Consider the following 14,663-nt stretch of genomic DNA (forward strand, 5'->3'; position numbering starts at 1 on the left):
AAAAAGATAGCGTAAATTACAGAAAATGCTATTATCAATTTGCATTCTTTCGTACCCACCCAAAAAAGGAAAGATTTCATCATGGCGCATGCACCTGTATCCCCAGTGGTGCTCGTAATTCTAGATGGCTGGGGCTATCGCAAGGAAACAAATGCGAATGCCATTGCCGCAGCGGAAACTCCGAATGTAAATACTTTTTTCGATGTATATCCCTCCACGCTGATCCACACCTCTGGGAAGCGAGTCGGACTGCCAAATGGGCAAATGGGCAATTCAGAGGTTGGTCACTTGAATCTAGGGGCAGGAAGAGTTGTCCCCCAAGAACTTGTTCGTATTTCTGATGCTATTGAAGACGGATCTTTTCTCCACAACCAAACCCTCGTCAATGTTTGCCAAGCAGTCCGCGACAAGGGAAAAAAGCTTCACCTGATTGGTCTATGTTCTGATGGTGGCGTACATTCCCACATTAAACATCTACTTGGTCTATTAGATCTGGCTAAGGTTAATGGCATTAGTGACGTCTGCATCCATGCAATTACCGATGGTCGCGATACAAATACTACCGAAGGTCTTAATTATTTAACTCAAATTCAAGAGCATATCGACAAATTTGGCGTTGGAGAAATCTCAACAATAAGCGGTCGTTACTTCGCGATGGATCGCGATCGCCGCTGGGATCGGGTAAAGCGCTCCTATGATGTGATGACTGGTATTGGTGAAATTGAGAAACGCTCATTCGCCGAAATTCTACAGTCTCATTACGATGAGGATATTACTGACGAATTTATTCCGCCAGTACGTCTGACAGAAAGTGCAATAGAAGTGGGCGATGGCATCATCTTCTATAACTTCCGTCCTGACCGTGCCCGTCAACTATCCTATGCTTTTGTACAGGATGAGTTCGATGGTTTTGAGCGCGAGAAAATTCAAGACTTAAGCTTTTTAAGCTTTACACAGTATGATGCCAAGCTCGACGTAGCAGTCGCCTTCCCTCCCCAAAATCTCACAAAGATTCTCGGAGAAGTGATCGCAGATAATAACCTGAAGCAATTCCGTACGGCAGAGACAGAAAAATATCCTCACGTGACTTACTTTTTCAATGGTGGTTTAGAAGTCCCATTTGAAGGTGAAGATCGTGAGCTGATTTCGAGTCCTCAAGTGGCAACATATGACCAACAGCCAGAGATGTCTGCCCAAGCGGTAACGGATGCAGCTTGCGCGGCAGTTAAGAAAGGGGTTTATAGTCTAATCGTCATTAACTATGCGAATCCTGACATGGTCGGCCATACCGGAAAATTAGAGGCCGCCAAAAAAGCAATTGAAGTTGTCGACAATTGCCTCGGACACCTCGTCACGACCATCAATCAGGCTGGTGGCACAGCATTAATCACCGCTGATCATGGGAATGCGGAATATATGGCTGATGAAAACGGTAAGTCTTGGACAGCTCACACAACAAATCCTGTGCCTTTTATGCTGATCGAAGGCGAAAAACGGAAGATTGCAGGGCATGGTGGTGACGTTCAATTACGTCCCGATGGCTGTCTTGCGGATGTGGCACCGACAATTCTCGAAATTCTCGGTATCGAGCAACCGCAAGAAATGACGGGTGAATCATTGATTGCCACAGCTCCCTACGCGGTTTCAAGCCGTAGCTAGATCGGTTATCCTAAGAATCTATATTGAGATTCATATTATTTTTAGACGTAATTTTTATGCTTGAAACTGTTTTACAAGTCGTCTGGACGGCGTCGGCGATCGGCCTAATTTTATTAGTTCTCCTCCACAGTCCTAAAGGTGATGGCCTTGGTGGTATCGGTGGTCAAGCGCAAATGTTTACCAGTACAAAAAGTGCAGAGACGGCACTAAATCGTGCAACTTGGGTCTTATTTATTACGTTCATCAGCATTACTGTCGTATTCAGTGCAGGCTGGTTAACGTCTATTGTCGAAACAGCAGCACCAGTTACGGGACAGTAATATTCTAAACTCCCGTAAATAAAAATATGCAACTATTTTGCTATGCTTGGCGACGCTACCGGATTTGGTGGCGTTTTTTCTTGGGGTTATTTCTAAGTGGGGCGATCGCCTTATGCACCAGTTTTATTTATATTGGTCAAACACAATCACAATCTCTACCAGCTTTAGCAACTCATCCTCTACCAGAAACGTTAGTGCAATGGCAACCACAAAATTCTGAGAAAGTACGAGATTATTTTGCAGAGATTAAACCTTCACCACTTGGTCATCTGATTTGGTCAGAATTTCCAATCACCGTTTTTTACTCTAAGCTCGACTCAAATTTATCCTCAAATCAGCAACAGCAACAAACGAAATGGCAGCAAGCGGTGCAAGAGGCGATCGCCGCGTGGTCTGTTTATCTACCAATCGAAGAGATTGAGGATGCCGAAAACGCGGATATTATCATTTGGCGTGAGCCTCCACCAATTCAAATAACAGTCAACCCAGAAACGGGAGAACGAGACTATTCTTTTGGCCGTAACGCAGAAACTCGCTATCGGTTTTATCTCGACGATCAACGGCGAGTCCGCCACCAAATGACTATTTATCTCAGTCCCCACCAACGGGCGATCGCCACTCTGATTACGGCTCGGCATGAGCTTGGCCATGCCCTTGGCATTTGGGGGCATAGCAATAATTCAAAAGATGCTTTGTATGTGAGCCAAACATCGACAGATAATGGCATTAGCGAAGCAGACATTAATACTTTAAAAAGAATTTATCAACAACCCACAAAACTCGGTTGGTCGCTACCTTAATCAGCATCAAACAACATATTTTTTTATTATTTATTCAGACTTCATTCCTCACTATCAGTATTGGATTTCGTGAAGTATTGTGAATGGCTTGGTGACTTTACATGCTCCTGATTCGTATTTTATAGTTATGGATTCGTGATCATTTTGAGGCAAGCAACATGGCGAAGAAAAAGCGTAAGACCACAGGTAAATCTTCATTAACTCTTTCCCTGTCGTCCCAAGCCCGTGAACGCCTTGCAGAGATGTCACAAAAGGCGGGCTATTCCCGCTCTGCTTTCGTTGAAAGTGTTATGTCTGGCAAAGTGGCGATCGCTCCCATCGAGCCAGAAAAAAGCTTGGCATTCACTATTGAGGATGAAGCAGCAGAACCGAAGAAAATGGCGATCGCCTTATTAGAGAATGAGGAAAAGACAGCTCCAGAAGCAGCGCCAGTAATAGATGATTCTTCACTCAAAGAAATCAAAAATCTCCAAGCCAAGATTGAAGAACAAGCAGAACAAATCAAAACATTATCAACATCAAAATCGACATCAAAATCAGCTTTAAAAGAACCTCCCAGTCGTTCAAAAAATGAGTCTAAACCTTCACCAAAAGAAGACTCAAAATCAGCAGCAAAAGACAAAGAGATCGCAGGTTTAAATAAACAATTAGAAACGAGCCAAGGAGAGATACAGACACTCAAACAAGATTTGAATGAGTTGAAAGATTCACTATCAGCCCAACAAGCCGAAAACAAACAATTGCAGGCTGAAGTGAAAGCTAGTAAACCAGCCAAAGCTGACCTATCAAAACAATCAGCAGCAAAAGACAAGGAAATTGCAGGTTTAAATAAACAATTAGCAAGCAGTCAAGGCGAGGTTCAGACACTCAAACAAGACTTGAATGAGGTGAAAGATTCATTGTCAGCTCAAAAAGCGGCAAACAAACAGTTGCAGGCTGAAGTAGAAACCAGTAAGTCAGCGAAAGCAGACATATCACCAAAAGCTCTGAAGGAACTACAGTCAGCCAAGTCAAAACTAGAACAACAGGTATCTAACCTCCAAAATCATTTAGAGGAAAAGAGTGCGGAAATTATTACCGTGCAAGGGGCTGTCGACAAAGCTGAAGCAAAAGCCGCAGATTTCGATGAGGCGATTGCAGCAAAAGATAAGAATTTAGCCGCACTACAACGAGAGTTTGATCAGAAGGAAACTCAAGTCCAAGCGAATCAGAAAAAAAATCAGACTCTGGAGAAACAATTGGAAGAGCAATATGCTCGCGTTTCTAGTTTGGCGAAAGAAGTTACTCAGCAGAAAAAAGCAGTTGAACAATTAGATCAGCTCAAAGCTCAATTAGAAAAAGCTCAAGACCAAGGCGATCGCCTCCAAAAACAATTAGCGGAGGCTCAAGAACAACAAAAACAGACAACCGAACAATCAGAGACTATCGCATCCCAAAAACAGCAGTTAGAGGCGCAATTAAATAATTCGGAGAAAGCAAACACCCTTTTAACCGCTCAATTAAAAACAGCAGCTCAGCAACAAGCATCTCTAGAAAAACAAGTTGCAGAGCTATCTCAAATCAGTACTCAGCTTACTGTCAGCCAAGATTTGGTAAATGAGTTACAGAAACAAATCGACACCTTTGAGTCTTTAGAAGCTCAATGCGCAGATTGGCAAAGCAAGTATGATGCTCAGAAAACCCAACTTTCTACCAGTCAAGATTTTGTGCGCCAATTGCAACAACAAATCACCGCGCTTTCACCGTTAAAAGCTCAATGCGAAGCTTTACAGCGAAAGTATGATGCCCAATGTGCTCAAATGCAGGATTTTGAATTAAAAGCAGCACTTAATAGCTCTGTCGCTAATATCGGTGAACAAATGCTCAACCGTTGGAAACGCTACTAAAGCTTGGCAAAAACATGAATGTTTCAGGGGCGATCGCCTAAAGTGCTTGGAGAAATCTTTGAGCGAGGAGGTCAACCCCTGTAATAGCCGTGCCAACCACAACGCTATCGGCACCGACTGCAAATGCTTTTTTGAGCATCTCCGGAGAACCAATACCACCTTCGCAAATGATAGGTAAATCGAAATTCTGAGCTAGTTTTTCGAGTAACTCGAAGCCTGGTGGCGTAAGATTTTTTGTTTCACCAGTGTAGCCATAGAGAGTTGTGCCGAGGATATCTGCACCAGCTTTCGCAGCTAAAACGGCATTGTCATAGGCATCGAGATCCGCCATTACCAATTTGCCAGTTTGCTTTTGAATGCCTGTAATAATCTCCGCCAAATTTTCCCCACCATAACGGGGGCGGGCGGTAGCATCGATCGCCACAATATCTGCCCCTGCTTCAACAACCGCCACAGCATCTGATAGTTGCGGCGTAATGTAAACATCTGAGCCTGTATACATCCGTTTCCACAGGCCAATAATCGGAATCTCGGGCAAGACTTTGCGGACGGCTTTAATATGAGCAGGGCTGTCAATTCGGACGGCAACGGCGCCTTGATTTACACAAGCTTGGGCGATCGCCGCAATCATTTCCGGTTGATGGAGCGGAGAATCTGCCGGAGCCTGACAAGAGATAATAAGTTTTCCCGCGAACGAATCCAGCATCTCAACCATCTTTACAATTTTCTCCTGCAATAACTGATGACTGTTACTTGTTTACTGTTCGCTGTCCCGAATTGCAAGGGCGATCGCCGTAGGAAAAATCCGATGCTCCTGCGCTTGGATTCTGGCATGGAGGGTTTCAGCAGTGTCATTTGGCGCAATTGGCACCGCCGCTTGCATCACAATTTCACCACTATCAACTTCCAGGCTGGCAAAATGAACTGAACAACCAGTAACTTTCACTTGCGCTGCTAATGCTTGTTCAATCGCTCGAATCCCTTTAAAACTGGGCAAAATACTGGGATGAATATTTAAAATGCGATTTTCGTAACCCTTCAGCAAAACATCCGTCACAATCCGCATCCAGCCTGCCATAATCACCCATTCCACGCCATGCTCTCGGAAACAAGCCAAAATTGCTTCATCTAGGGCTTCCCGCGAGTCAAATTCCCGGTGATTGAGTAACTGTGTTTTTGTACCAAATTTTGCCGCCCGCTCTAAGACTTTTGCCCTGGGCTTGTTGCAAATCAAAACGGGAATGTCTGCATTTAGTTCACCAGCTTCAATCGCGGCGGCGATCGCCCCATAATTACTTCCACTCCCAGAGGCTAAAATGCCCAACTTAGCTCGGCGAGGAAGTGGCACATCAACCAATGAAATATTTGGAGAAATTAAGGCAAAATCTCGATCAACATTACCCATGAAGCGAAGTTAATCCCGTAACTTACAACCACTAAGCATATCGGTTAACCTAATCGCGGAGACAATTGCCTAAAAATTCGCAAAAAAAATCCTCAGCTGAGACTATTTAGCCGAGGATATCAATCAGGGTGCATCTACCAATTATTAGTACCTAGAACACCCCTAACGATCCGGAAGATCCTCACTTATTTTTTCGGTAACATCTTGCCATCATCATCAAAGCGAATAATGTCCTCATCACCCAAAAACTCACCATTCTGAATTTCGATCATCACCAAATCGATGGTTCCAGGGTTTTCGACACGGTGGCGAGTATTCATCGGGACATAGGTCGATTGCTTCGAGGTCAACATCGTTTCTTGGTCATTGCAAATTACCCGAGCTGTCCCCGACACAACGACCCAATGTTCGCTGCGATGGTAGTGCATTTGGGTACTAATATGTTGTCCTGGTTTTACTTCAATCCGGTTAATTCGGTAGCGATCGCCTTCTTCGAGGACAATCACTTTCCCCCAGGGCGGGTTACGGGTTTCAATGGGGGCAGCTTGAGTGTCAGTCTCCGCAGTCATGATTCAGTTCTCGCAATATCTCTTTTTTTGATTGTAAAAGCACATTCCTAGAGCAAAGTACTTTGTAATACTTCTTCCTTTGCCCGAAAGCCGACAAGGACAGCTTTGGCATCTTTTACAAATAACGGACGTTTGAGCAGCATTGCATCGTTCGCAAATGCTTCAATCCACTGCTCATCCGTCCAAGTCTTTTTCTCTTCACCGATTGCCCGGTAGGATTTACCAGACGTGTTACGCATGGGTCGCGCAGTGAGAGCGATGACCCATTCTGCAATCATCTCTTTAGTCGGCGATCGCTCTTTGGTATTAATGAATTCATATTCAACATCATTATTATCGAGCCAGAGCAGTGCTTTTTTACAAGTACCGCAGTTGGGGATGCCATAAATTTGGAGAGCCATAGTTTTTAGAATGGATAAATAATCACCATATTTAAAAATTAATTATCCTTGATTTTCTAGAAGTTCAGGTGCTCCCTTCATAACTACGAGGAAAAAACTAGAAGAAGACAACTGAGGGTGACTATCTCGTAAAATTCAAACATCTTGAATTTTCTAGACGATAAATCAGTGTTCGAAAAAATCCTTCAACGTTTAACTAATGCCTTCCCTGCATGGGTACTAAGTGCAAGTATTCTGGCCATGTTTTTCCCAGAGCTGTTCACTTGGTTTACAGGCCCCTGGATTACCTATGGTCTAGGCATCATCATGCTGGGTATGGGCTTAACGCTCAAGCTAGAAGATTTTAAAGGAGTCTCGAAATATCCCCTCTGGATTGGCACTGGCGTTCTGCTGCAATATACGATTATGCCTTTGTTGGGATGGGCGTTGGGTTATGTCTTTCAGTTACCGACACCACTTGCCGCAGGTTTAGTTTTAGTGGCTTGTTGTCCAGGGGGAACAGCATCAAATGTTATTTCATTTCTTGCTCGTGCAAATGTCGCTTTATCAGTAACAATGACTGCAGTTTCAACCTTGCTAGCTGCCATCATGACTCCAACACTAACAGCTCTACTAGTTGGTTCAAGGTTGGAAGTAAGCGTCTTAGGCTTATTTCTTGGCACCGTGAAAGTCGTGTTATTGCCAGTCGCATTGGGTGTCATTTTAAATCACTATCTCCCCAAAGTAACGAAACAAATTTTGCCCTATTCACCATTAGTAGCAGTGTTAGTCATCACGCTAATTGTGGCGAGTGTCATTGGGGCAAGCCGCGAAAAGCTGATTGAATCTGGATTCCAATTATTGGGGCAGTTTGGTCATTACATCTATTGGGCTTCGGACTAGGCTATGTGATCAGTCATGTACTGTTTAAGAAAAAAATTATTTCTCGTACCATTTCCATTGAAGTAGGGATGCAAAATTCGGGATTGGGTGTGGTCTTGGCTCGTGGAAACTTCGCGAATCCAGCCACGGCTATTCCTAGTGCAATCTCTAGCCTGACCCATTGTCTCATTGGCAGTTTTGTCGCAGCACTATGGCAGCGGGATGCAAAGAAAACTCAGTTAAAAAAATATTCATAATCAACAATAAACAAAGGGCGATCGCCTTTTAATTTGCTAGCAAGATTTATGAAAATCACAAGACATCTTTCTCTACCCTAGAGACGAGGATCCATCTAGCACACTTAGAATTAGATTTATTGATATTTCTAGATAATATTTCAGTTCATAATCACTGCATAAATCACTCTCAAGAAATACGCCATTTTGCTGATGTAGCGACTAAACTCTTATCTATTTGTGTGAGATATTACCAGCTAAAGATACGCCATTTTGCTGAGATTATTAGCTATATAAATTAAGCTTATACAGCAGATTCACGGTAGCTTTTACAGCAAAAAAAAGTTACACTCTTAATCAAGAAAACAAATAAATTATTGTTCTGTTTTTCCGTGGTGTGTTTAGAAAACAACTTTATTTTCAATAGATAGACAAAGCTAAGATTGACAATATATACGCAAAAAATCAGACAGTATGGAAGTATTAATCTCTCTGATTTGTGTTGATTTGGTGATATCTAAAAAAGGGCTTAAACATCCTTCATTATGTGTTTTGAAAATATCAAATTAGCTAGATTGACGGCATATTCAGACTGACCAATATGAGTAATCAGATGTTTGCTGAATCCCAGCTAAAAGTCCAAAGTAAACTACTCACGAAACTTTCCAAAAGTGATTCTTTTTTCGGTGTTCTTCACGCTTTAGTTGAGGCAGTTGAGCAAAGTATTAATGGGGCTTTATGTTCAATTTTACTAGTTAATTACAACCACGATATTTATCACGTCACAGCTCCAAATTTACCGAAGCAATATCAACAATACCTAAAAACTATTTCGCTCAATGATCAGACGACCCCTTATGTTTTGGCGATTTTAAGGCGTCAAGCATTCATCTTTCCTGATACCACAACAACATCTTTGACGCAGGAATACCAAGAGCTAGTACTAAACCATGGCTTAAAAGCAGGTTGGTTTATCCCAATTTACGGTAGTGGAGATAAAGTGCTCGGTGTCGTTGCGATCCATCATCAAGCGAGGCGATCGCCACAAGATCATGACTTAGAAGCCATTACCCAAATCGCCAATATTGGCAGTATGGCGATTGAACGCCAGCAAGTAGAGGAGCAGCGGCGACAAAGCGAACAAATGCTCCTCAGAACCCAAAAAGTTGCCCATGTTGGCCACTGGACCTTTGATTTAGCCAGTCAGACAATTACATGGTCACCCGAAATGTTCCGCATGTATGGTTTAGAACCAACAAAAGGGAGTCCTTCTTTTGCGGAGTTTATGGAGCTCTTGCCAGTCGATGCAGCTCAACGTTTACAACAATGTGTGGAACAAGCCATTGCAGAAGGTAAACCTTACAACATTGAGTACAGTGCCCAACACTCGGATGGCAGTATCAGTTATCACGAATGTCGGGCGGATGTAGAGCTTGATGCCAACGGTCAAGTTCAGAAATTATTTGGTATTGCAATTGATATTACAGAACGGAAAAAATCAGAATTAGCATTACAAAATTTAGTGTCTGGAACAGCAGCAACAGGCGAAGCCTTTTTTCCTGCCCTCGTGCAACATATTGCTGAAGCGCTTCATGTTTCCCATGCCATCATCACAGAAAAAATTGACGATCAACTTACTACACTGGCATTTTTAGCGAATGGGCAGTTGCTGTCTCCTTACACCTATGCATTAGCCCATACCCCTTGTGAACATGTCTTTCAAGAGAATGAATTTTACTGTAGTCACAATGTCCAGCAACGTTTTCCTCGCGATCAAGATCTAGTAGATCTGTCAGTAGAAAGCTACCTTGGCGTTGCCCTTATCAATACCCAAGGCAAAGCCATTGGTCATCTGTATATCATGCATCAGCAGCGGCTCCCTAACCCAAGCTGGGCAAAACAAATTTTGCAAGTCTTTGCTGCCCGTGCCGCTGCAGAATTAGAAAGACAGCAGGCAGAAGCAATCATTAAACAACAATCGGCGGCCATGGAAGCTGCAGTCGATGGTGTCAGTATTTTAAAAGACGGCACTTATCTTCACGTCAATCAGGCTCACTTAGACCTATTTGGCTATAAGCATTCCACAGAATTAGTCGGTCAGCCCTGGAGAATGCTCCATTCAGAAGCTGAAGTACAACGCATTGAACAAGAGATATTACCTGTTCTAAAACAGGCAAACGTCTGGCAAGGAGAACTAATCGCGACTCGAAAAGATGGGTCTACTTTTACAGAAGAAGTGTCATGGACAGTCACAGAAGATGGCCTACAAATTCAAGTGAGTCGTGACGTCAGCGATCGCAAAAAAGCAGAAATCGCGTTACAAAATCTTATTGCAGGTACGGCAGCTTTAACGGGTCAAGACTTTTTCCCTGCTCTAGTACGTCACATCGGTGAAGCGCTACAGGCCTCCCATGTTTTTGTGACTAAAGCCGTTGAAGGGAATCAACTTTATTTTGTTGCAGCTTGGGGTGATGGCCAATATTTGCCGAATGCCACAGTTGATATTGCAGGGACAACCTGTGCGATCGCCCTCCATGAGGGGATATACCATTGTGAGCGTGATGTGATCGATTGCTTTCCTGACAACCCAAACCTAGCTCCAATGGGTGTGGAAAGTTATATGGGGGTTGCTCTGCGGGATCATCAAGGTCAGTCATTTGGAACGCTTTGCATTTTCTCGCGCGAGCTTATCGTTGACCCCGATCGAGCAGAACAGATCCTGCGAATATTTGCGGCTCGCGCTTCTGCTGAACTAGAACGTCAGCGAGTAGAAGCTTCTCTACAAAATTTAATTGCAGGTACTTCGGCTTCCACTGGCCCTGAATTTTTTTCGGCCTTGGCGAAGCATATAGCGGAATCACTCCCCGTGTCCTATGCCATCATCTCTGAATGGACGGATAGTAAGCTTCAGACTTTGGCATTTTGGGCCAATGGTGAGCTACAAGACAATTTAGCCTATGACCCCGTCAAAACACCCTGCGAACGTACTTTGGCAATGGGTACATATTGCTGTGAACATTCTGTACAAGAACATTTCCCCGAAGATATTGATTTGGTCGAGATGAATGCAGAGAGCTATCTGGGGATTGCTTTGAAAAATACGAAGGGAGAAATTATTGGAGAATTATGCGTCCTCAATCAGCAAGAAATGTCCAATCCTCACTACACTGAACAGATTTTAAGTGTCTTTGCGACTAGGGCAGCAGCTGATTTAGAAAGACAACACTCTGAAACAGCGATTAATCGTCAATTGGCTGCGATGGAAGCGGCTATTGATGGCATCGGACTCTTACAAAATGATGCATATCTCTATGTAAATCAGGCTTATTTAAATCTCTTTGGGTATAGCCATCAAAATGAGCTTCTCGGTAAAGGTTGGCAAGTATTGTATTCCGAGGATGAGGCAAAACGTTTAAAGGAACAAGTCTTCCCATTACTGAAACAAAAGCGGGCCTGGCAAGGGGAGGCGATCGCCATCAGAAAAGACGGTTCGACCTTTGCACAAGGATTATCATTAACCCTCACCGAAAACGATTTATTAATTTCAGTGTGTCGTGATATCAGCGATCTCAAAAAAGCCCAATCGCAAATCACCCACAATGCCTTACATGATCCGCTGACAAATCTCCCTAATCGCACCCTGCTTCTAGAGCGGTTAGATCTCGCCATTCACCGAGCAAAACGAATAGAAAACCATAATTATGCAGTTCTATTCCTAGATCTCGATCGCTTTAAAGTAATTAACGATAGTCTGGGCCATATCGTCGGTGATAAACTCCTCATGGCGATCGCCCAAAGACTAACAAAACATTTACGAGAAACGGACTTAGTTGCACGCTTAGGTGGCGACGAATTTTTGATTTTGTTGGAAAACTTCAACCATACAGATGATGTTATTCATATTGCGGAACGAATTCTCGTCGATTGTCAAACACCACTCACTATTAATGAGCATCAAATTTTTACCAGTATTAGTATCGGTATTGCATTAGGCAAGCCAGAATATCAACAAGCAGGCGAGCTCATCCGTGATGCAGACATTGCAATGTATCGAGCAAAAGCGGAAGGAAATAATTCCTACAAATTCTTCGATGCCATCATGCATACTCAAGCTCTTAAGCGTTTAACCCTAGAAGCAGATCTCCGCAAAGCCATCGAGCAAGAAGAATTCATCGTTTATTACCAGCCTATTATTGATTTGCGTCACCATGAGTTGATGGGTTTTGAAGCATTAGTGCGTTGGCAACATCCAGAACGAGGCTTAATTTCTCCCATCGAATTTATCCCCATCGCCGAAGAAATCGGGTTTATTATCAGACTTGATCGTTGGGTATTTGAACAATCATGCAAACAACTTAAACGTTGGCATACTCAATTTCCCCAATACTCTTCCCTAAAAATTAGTATTAATTTATCTGCCCAAGATCTACGTCAAACCACGCTAATTCAGGATATTGACTATATTCTCAATACGACGGGTTTACCAGGAAAAGCAATTACCCTAGAAATCACCGAAAGTATGCTGATCACAGATATTGATCAAACCATTGACTTATTAAATCAGCTCACAGCTAGGCAGATTCAAATTAGTATTGATGACTTTGGTACGGGTTATTCCTCTCTAAATTATCTGCATCGCTTACCTGTAAACAATCTCAAAATCGACAAATCTTTTGTTAGTAAAATGGAGCTGGAAAGCCGTAATTCCAAAGTTGTTGACACGGTCTTAACTTTAAGCAATCAACTCGGCTTAAGAACAGTGGCAGAAGGTATTGAAACTACACCACAGCTAGAACATCTTAAACAACTAGGCTGTCAGTTTGGTCAAGGATATTTATTTTCCAAGCCACTACCAGCGGCAGAAATTGAAGCTCAGTTTTTCCAGAAAACAAGTTTCCCAACTCACCAATTGTCTTGATCAGAGCTATATCAACAATAATCTGGTGGGCGATCGCCCAATTATACTCTGCCTATTTCTTTACTATGAGCTCAACAAATAACATTTAGATTTTTGCAGTATTGTCAGCATTCAATCGTATGGGTAGGGTCACCACAAATTCTGTCCTCCCTCCAACAGAAGAATAACAATTCAATGTACCACCATGTATATCAGTAATAATCTGATAGCTCACAGACAACCCTAATCCGCGACCTTTCCCTGTAGGTTTAGTTGTGAAAAAAGGATCAAAAATTTTATCTTGAATCTCGTTGGGAATTCCTATGCCATTATCTGCTATTGAAATAACAACCTGGTTTTCTAAAGTGAGAGTAGTCTGAATTTGAAGTGTATGATGCGGTTCAAGAACTCCCTCTTGATTTCGCTTTTGGTGTGCCTCCTCTAAAGCATCAATTGCATTATTAAGAAGATTTAAAAAGACTTGGTTAAGTTGTCCAGGAGAACAAAAAATACGAGGCAATTCTCCATAACTTTTGACGATATTGATCTCAAAATTTTGGTCACTAGAGTGGATACGGCTTTGCACAATCATCAATGCAGACTCTAAACCTTCATGAATATCCACAACCTTAAAAGTGGCTTCATTTAGGCGTGAGAAATTGCGACAAGATTCAACAATCTTACTAATTCGCTGAGAACCAATCTGCATAGACTGGAGTAATTTTTTTATATCTATCTGGATAAAATCAAAATCTAGCGATTCAAGTTCCTCTTGAATAACGGTACTCGGTTGAGGATATTCTTGTTGATATAATTGAATGATTTTTAGTAAGTCATCATAATATTGATTGGCATGTTCTAGATTCCCACAAATAAAGCTAATAGGATTATTAATTTCATGGGAAATGCCAGCAATCATATGCCCTAAGCTCGACATTTTTTCAGCTTGAATCAGTTGGGCTTGAGTCTGCTTTAACTCCATGAGTGTTTCTTCTAATCGCTGATTCTGCTGTTTAAGCTTTTGCTCAGTATTCTGCCGTTCTATCTCGGCAGCTGAACGAGCAGCAAAAATTTTCAGAATAGCTTCCTGTTCCTCATAGCTGCGAGTCAAAGGTTGAGTATGCAAAGCTGCAATATGACCAAGTATTTTCCCGTGACTGTTACAAATAGCGATTCCTAGGTAACTTTCTGCTCCCATTGTTACTAAGTCTTCATCTTCTGGGAATTTTTCCTGAATCCCACTATCGTAAATTTGCAGTCCTTTCTCAATGGCGATACCACAAGGAGTTCCTGACAGGACATAGTCGAAATTCGGTCCGAAATCCTCTCCTGCCCAAAAAGCTAACACTTGAGCTTTTGGCTCTTCACCATCAATAAATTTAGCAATAAATGCATATTGAACTTGAAGAAGTTCTGCTAAGTAATGGACACAAACACGGAAGAATTCCTCCCCAATTTGAGAGGCAAGTCCTTCCACAATCAATTTAAGGTCTGCTTCCCAATGGCGTTGTTCAAAGATTCTCGATTGAGTTTCTTCCGCTAAATTGGTGAGGTTATTTGAGACTTCCATGAATATTTTATGAATAGTTTAATTTGATTCCAAACACAGCATTTTTTTAAGCAAGATTA

Annotated in this window: 12 protein-coding genes; 7 read left to right on the forward strand and 5 right to left on the reverse strand. The window is 42.5% G+C overall.

The window, feature by feature from the left end:
* Positions 1–81 precede the first annotated feature (81 nt).
* From gpmI to LEPTO7376_RS08745, 4 genes are all read left to right on the forward strand, one after another.
* Positions 82–1,659: a 2,3-bisphosphoglycerate-independent phosphoglycerate mutase gene (gene gpmI / locus LEPTO7376_RS08730; protein ID WP_015133841.1), complete on the forward strand. Its 1,578-nt coding sequence runs from the start codon at positions 82–84 to the stop codon at positions 1,657–1,659.
* Between the two features lie 56 nt (positions 1,660–1,715).
* A complete protein-coding gene (gene secG, locus LEPTO7376_RS08735; RefSeq protein ID WP_015133842.1) occupies positions 1,716–1,979 on the forward strand; it encodes a preprotein translocase subunit SecG in 264 nt (87 codons plus the stop codon).
* A 26-nt stretch (positions 1,980–2,005) separates the two neighbouring features.
* On the forward strand, positions 2,006–2,779 hold the full coding sequence (locus LEPTO7376_RS08740; protein ID WP_015133843.1) for a matrixin family metalloprotease: 774 nt from the start codon (positions 2,006–2,008) through the stop codon (positions 2,777–2,779).
* A gap of 158 nt (positions 2,780–2,937) precedes the next feature.
* Positions 2,938–4,665, forward strand: a complete 1,728-nt coding sequence (locus LEPTO7376_RS08745; RefSeq protein ID WP_015133844.1) for a hypothetical protein — start codon at positions 2,938–2,940, stop codon at positions 4,663–4,665.
* 37 nt (positions 4,666–4,702) lie between these two features.
* On the opposite strand, the gene LEPTO7376_RS08750 is transcribed toward LEPTO7376_RS08745, so the two are convergent.
* The 4 genes from LEPTO7376_RS08750 to LEPTO7376_RS08765 form a co-directional block, all read right to left on the reverse strand.
* On the reverse strand, positions 4,703–5,380 hold the full coding sequence (locus tag LEPTO7376_RS08750) for an N-acetylmannosamine-6-phosphate 2-epimerase (protein ID WP_015133845.1): 678 nt from the start codon (positions 5,378–5,380) through the stop codon (positions 4,703–4,705).
* A gap of 42 nt (positions 5,381–5,422) precedes the next feature.
* Entirely contained in the window at positions 5,423–6,070 is a 648-nt protein-coding gene (gene purN / locus LEPTO7376_RS08755; RefSeq protein WP_015133846.1) for a phosphoribosylglycinamide formyltransferase, read from the reverse strand.
* A gap of 185 nt (positions 6,071–6,255) precedes the next feature.
* Positions 6,256–6,639, reverse strand: a complete 384-nt coding sequence (locus tag LEPTO7376_RS08760; RefSeq protein WP_015133847.1) for a phosphomannose isomerase type II C-terminal cupin domain — start codon at positions 6,637–6,639, stop codon at positions 6,256–6,258.
* A 47-nt stretch (positions 6,640–6,686) separates the two neighbouring features.
* Positions 6,687–7,040, reverse strand: coding sequence for a Spx/MgsR family RNA polymerase-binding regulatory protein (locus tag LEPTO7376_RS08765; RefSeq protein ID WP_015133848.1), 354 nt, complete (start codon positions 7,038–7,040; stop codon positions 6,687–6,689).
* Between the two features lie 168 nt (positions 7,041–7,208).
* On the opposite strand from LEPTO7376_RS08765, the gene LEPTO7376_RS08770 reads away from it, so the two are divergent.
* From LEPTO7376_RS08770 to LEPTO7376_RS23435, 3 genes are all read left to right on the forward strand, one after another.
* On the forward strand, positions 7,209–7,922 hold the full coding sequence (locus LEPTO7376_RS08770) for a bile acid:sodium symporter family protein (RefSeq protein WP_264309000.1): 714 nt from the start codon (positions 7,209–7,211) through the stop codon (positions 7,920–7,922).
* Positions 7,923–7,927: 5 nt separating this feature from the next.
* Positions 7,928–8,158: a hypothetical protein gene (locus tag LEPTO7376_RS28305; RefSeq protein WP_264309001.1), complete on the forward strand. Its 231-nt coding sequence runs from the start codon at positions 7,928–7,930 to the stop codon at positions 8,156–8,158.
* Between the two features lie 592 nt (positions 8,159–8,750).
* The gene (locus LEPTO7376_RS23435) at positions 8,751–13,055 is read left to right on the forward strand and encodes an EAL domain-containing protein (protein ID WP_015133849.1); all 4,305 of its coding nucleotides are present in this window, start codon (positions 8,751–8,753) and stop codon (positions 13,053–13,055) included.
* An 85-nt stretch (positions 13,056–13,140) separates the two neighbouring features.
* Here the strand turns inward: LEPTO7376_RS23435 and LEPTO7376_RS08780 are convergent, their stop codons facing one another.
* Positions 13,141–14,511 carry a sensor histidine kinase gene (locus LEPTO7376_RS08780; protein ID WP_160148424.1) on the reverse strand — a complete coding sequence of 457 codons (1,371 nt, stop codon included), beginning with the start codon at positions 14,509–14,511 and terminating at the stop codon, positions 13,141–13,143.
* Positions 14,512–14,663 lie beyond the last annotated feature (152 nt).

Origin of the sequence: [Leptolyngbya] sp. PCC 7376, from assembly GCF_000316605.1 — a bacterium.
Classification (GTDB): Bacteria; Cyanobacteriota; Cyanobacteriia; order Cyanobacteriales; family MRBY01; genus MRBY01.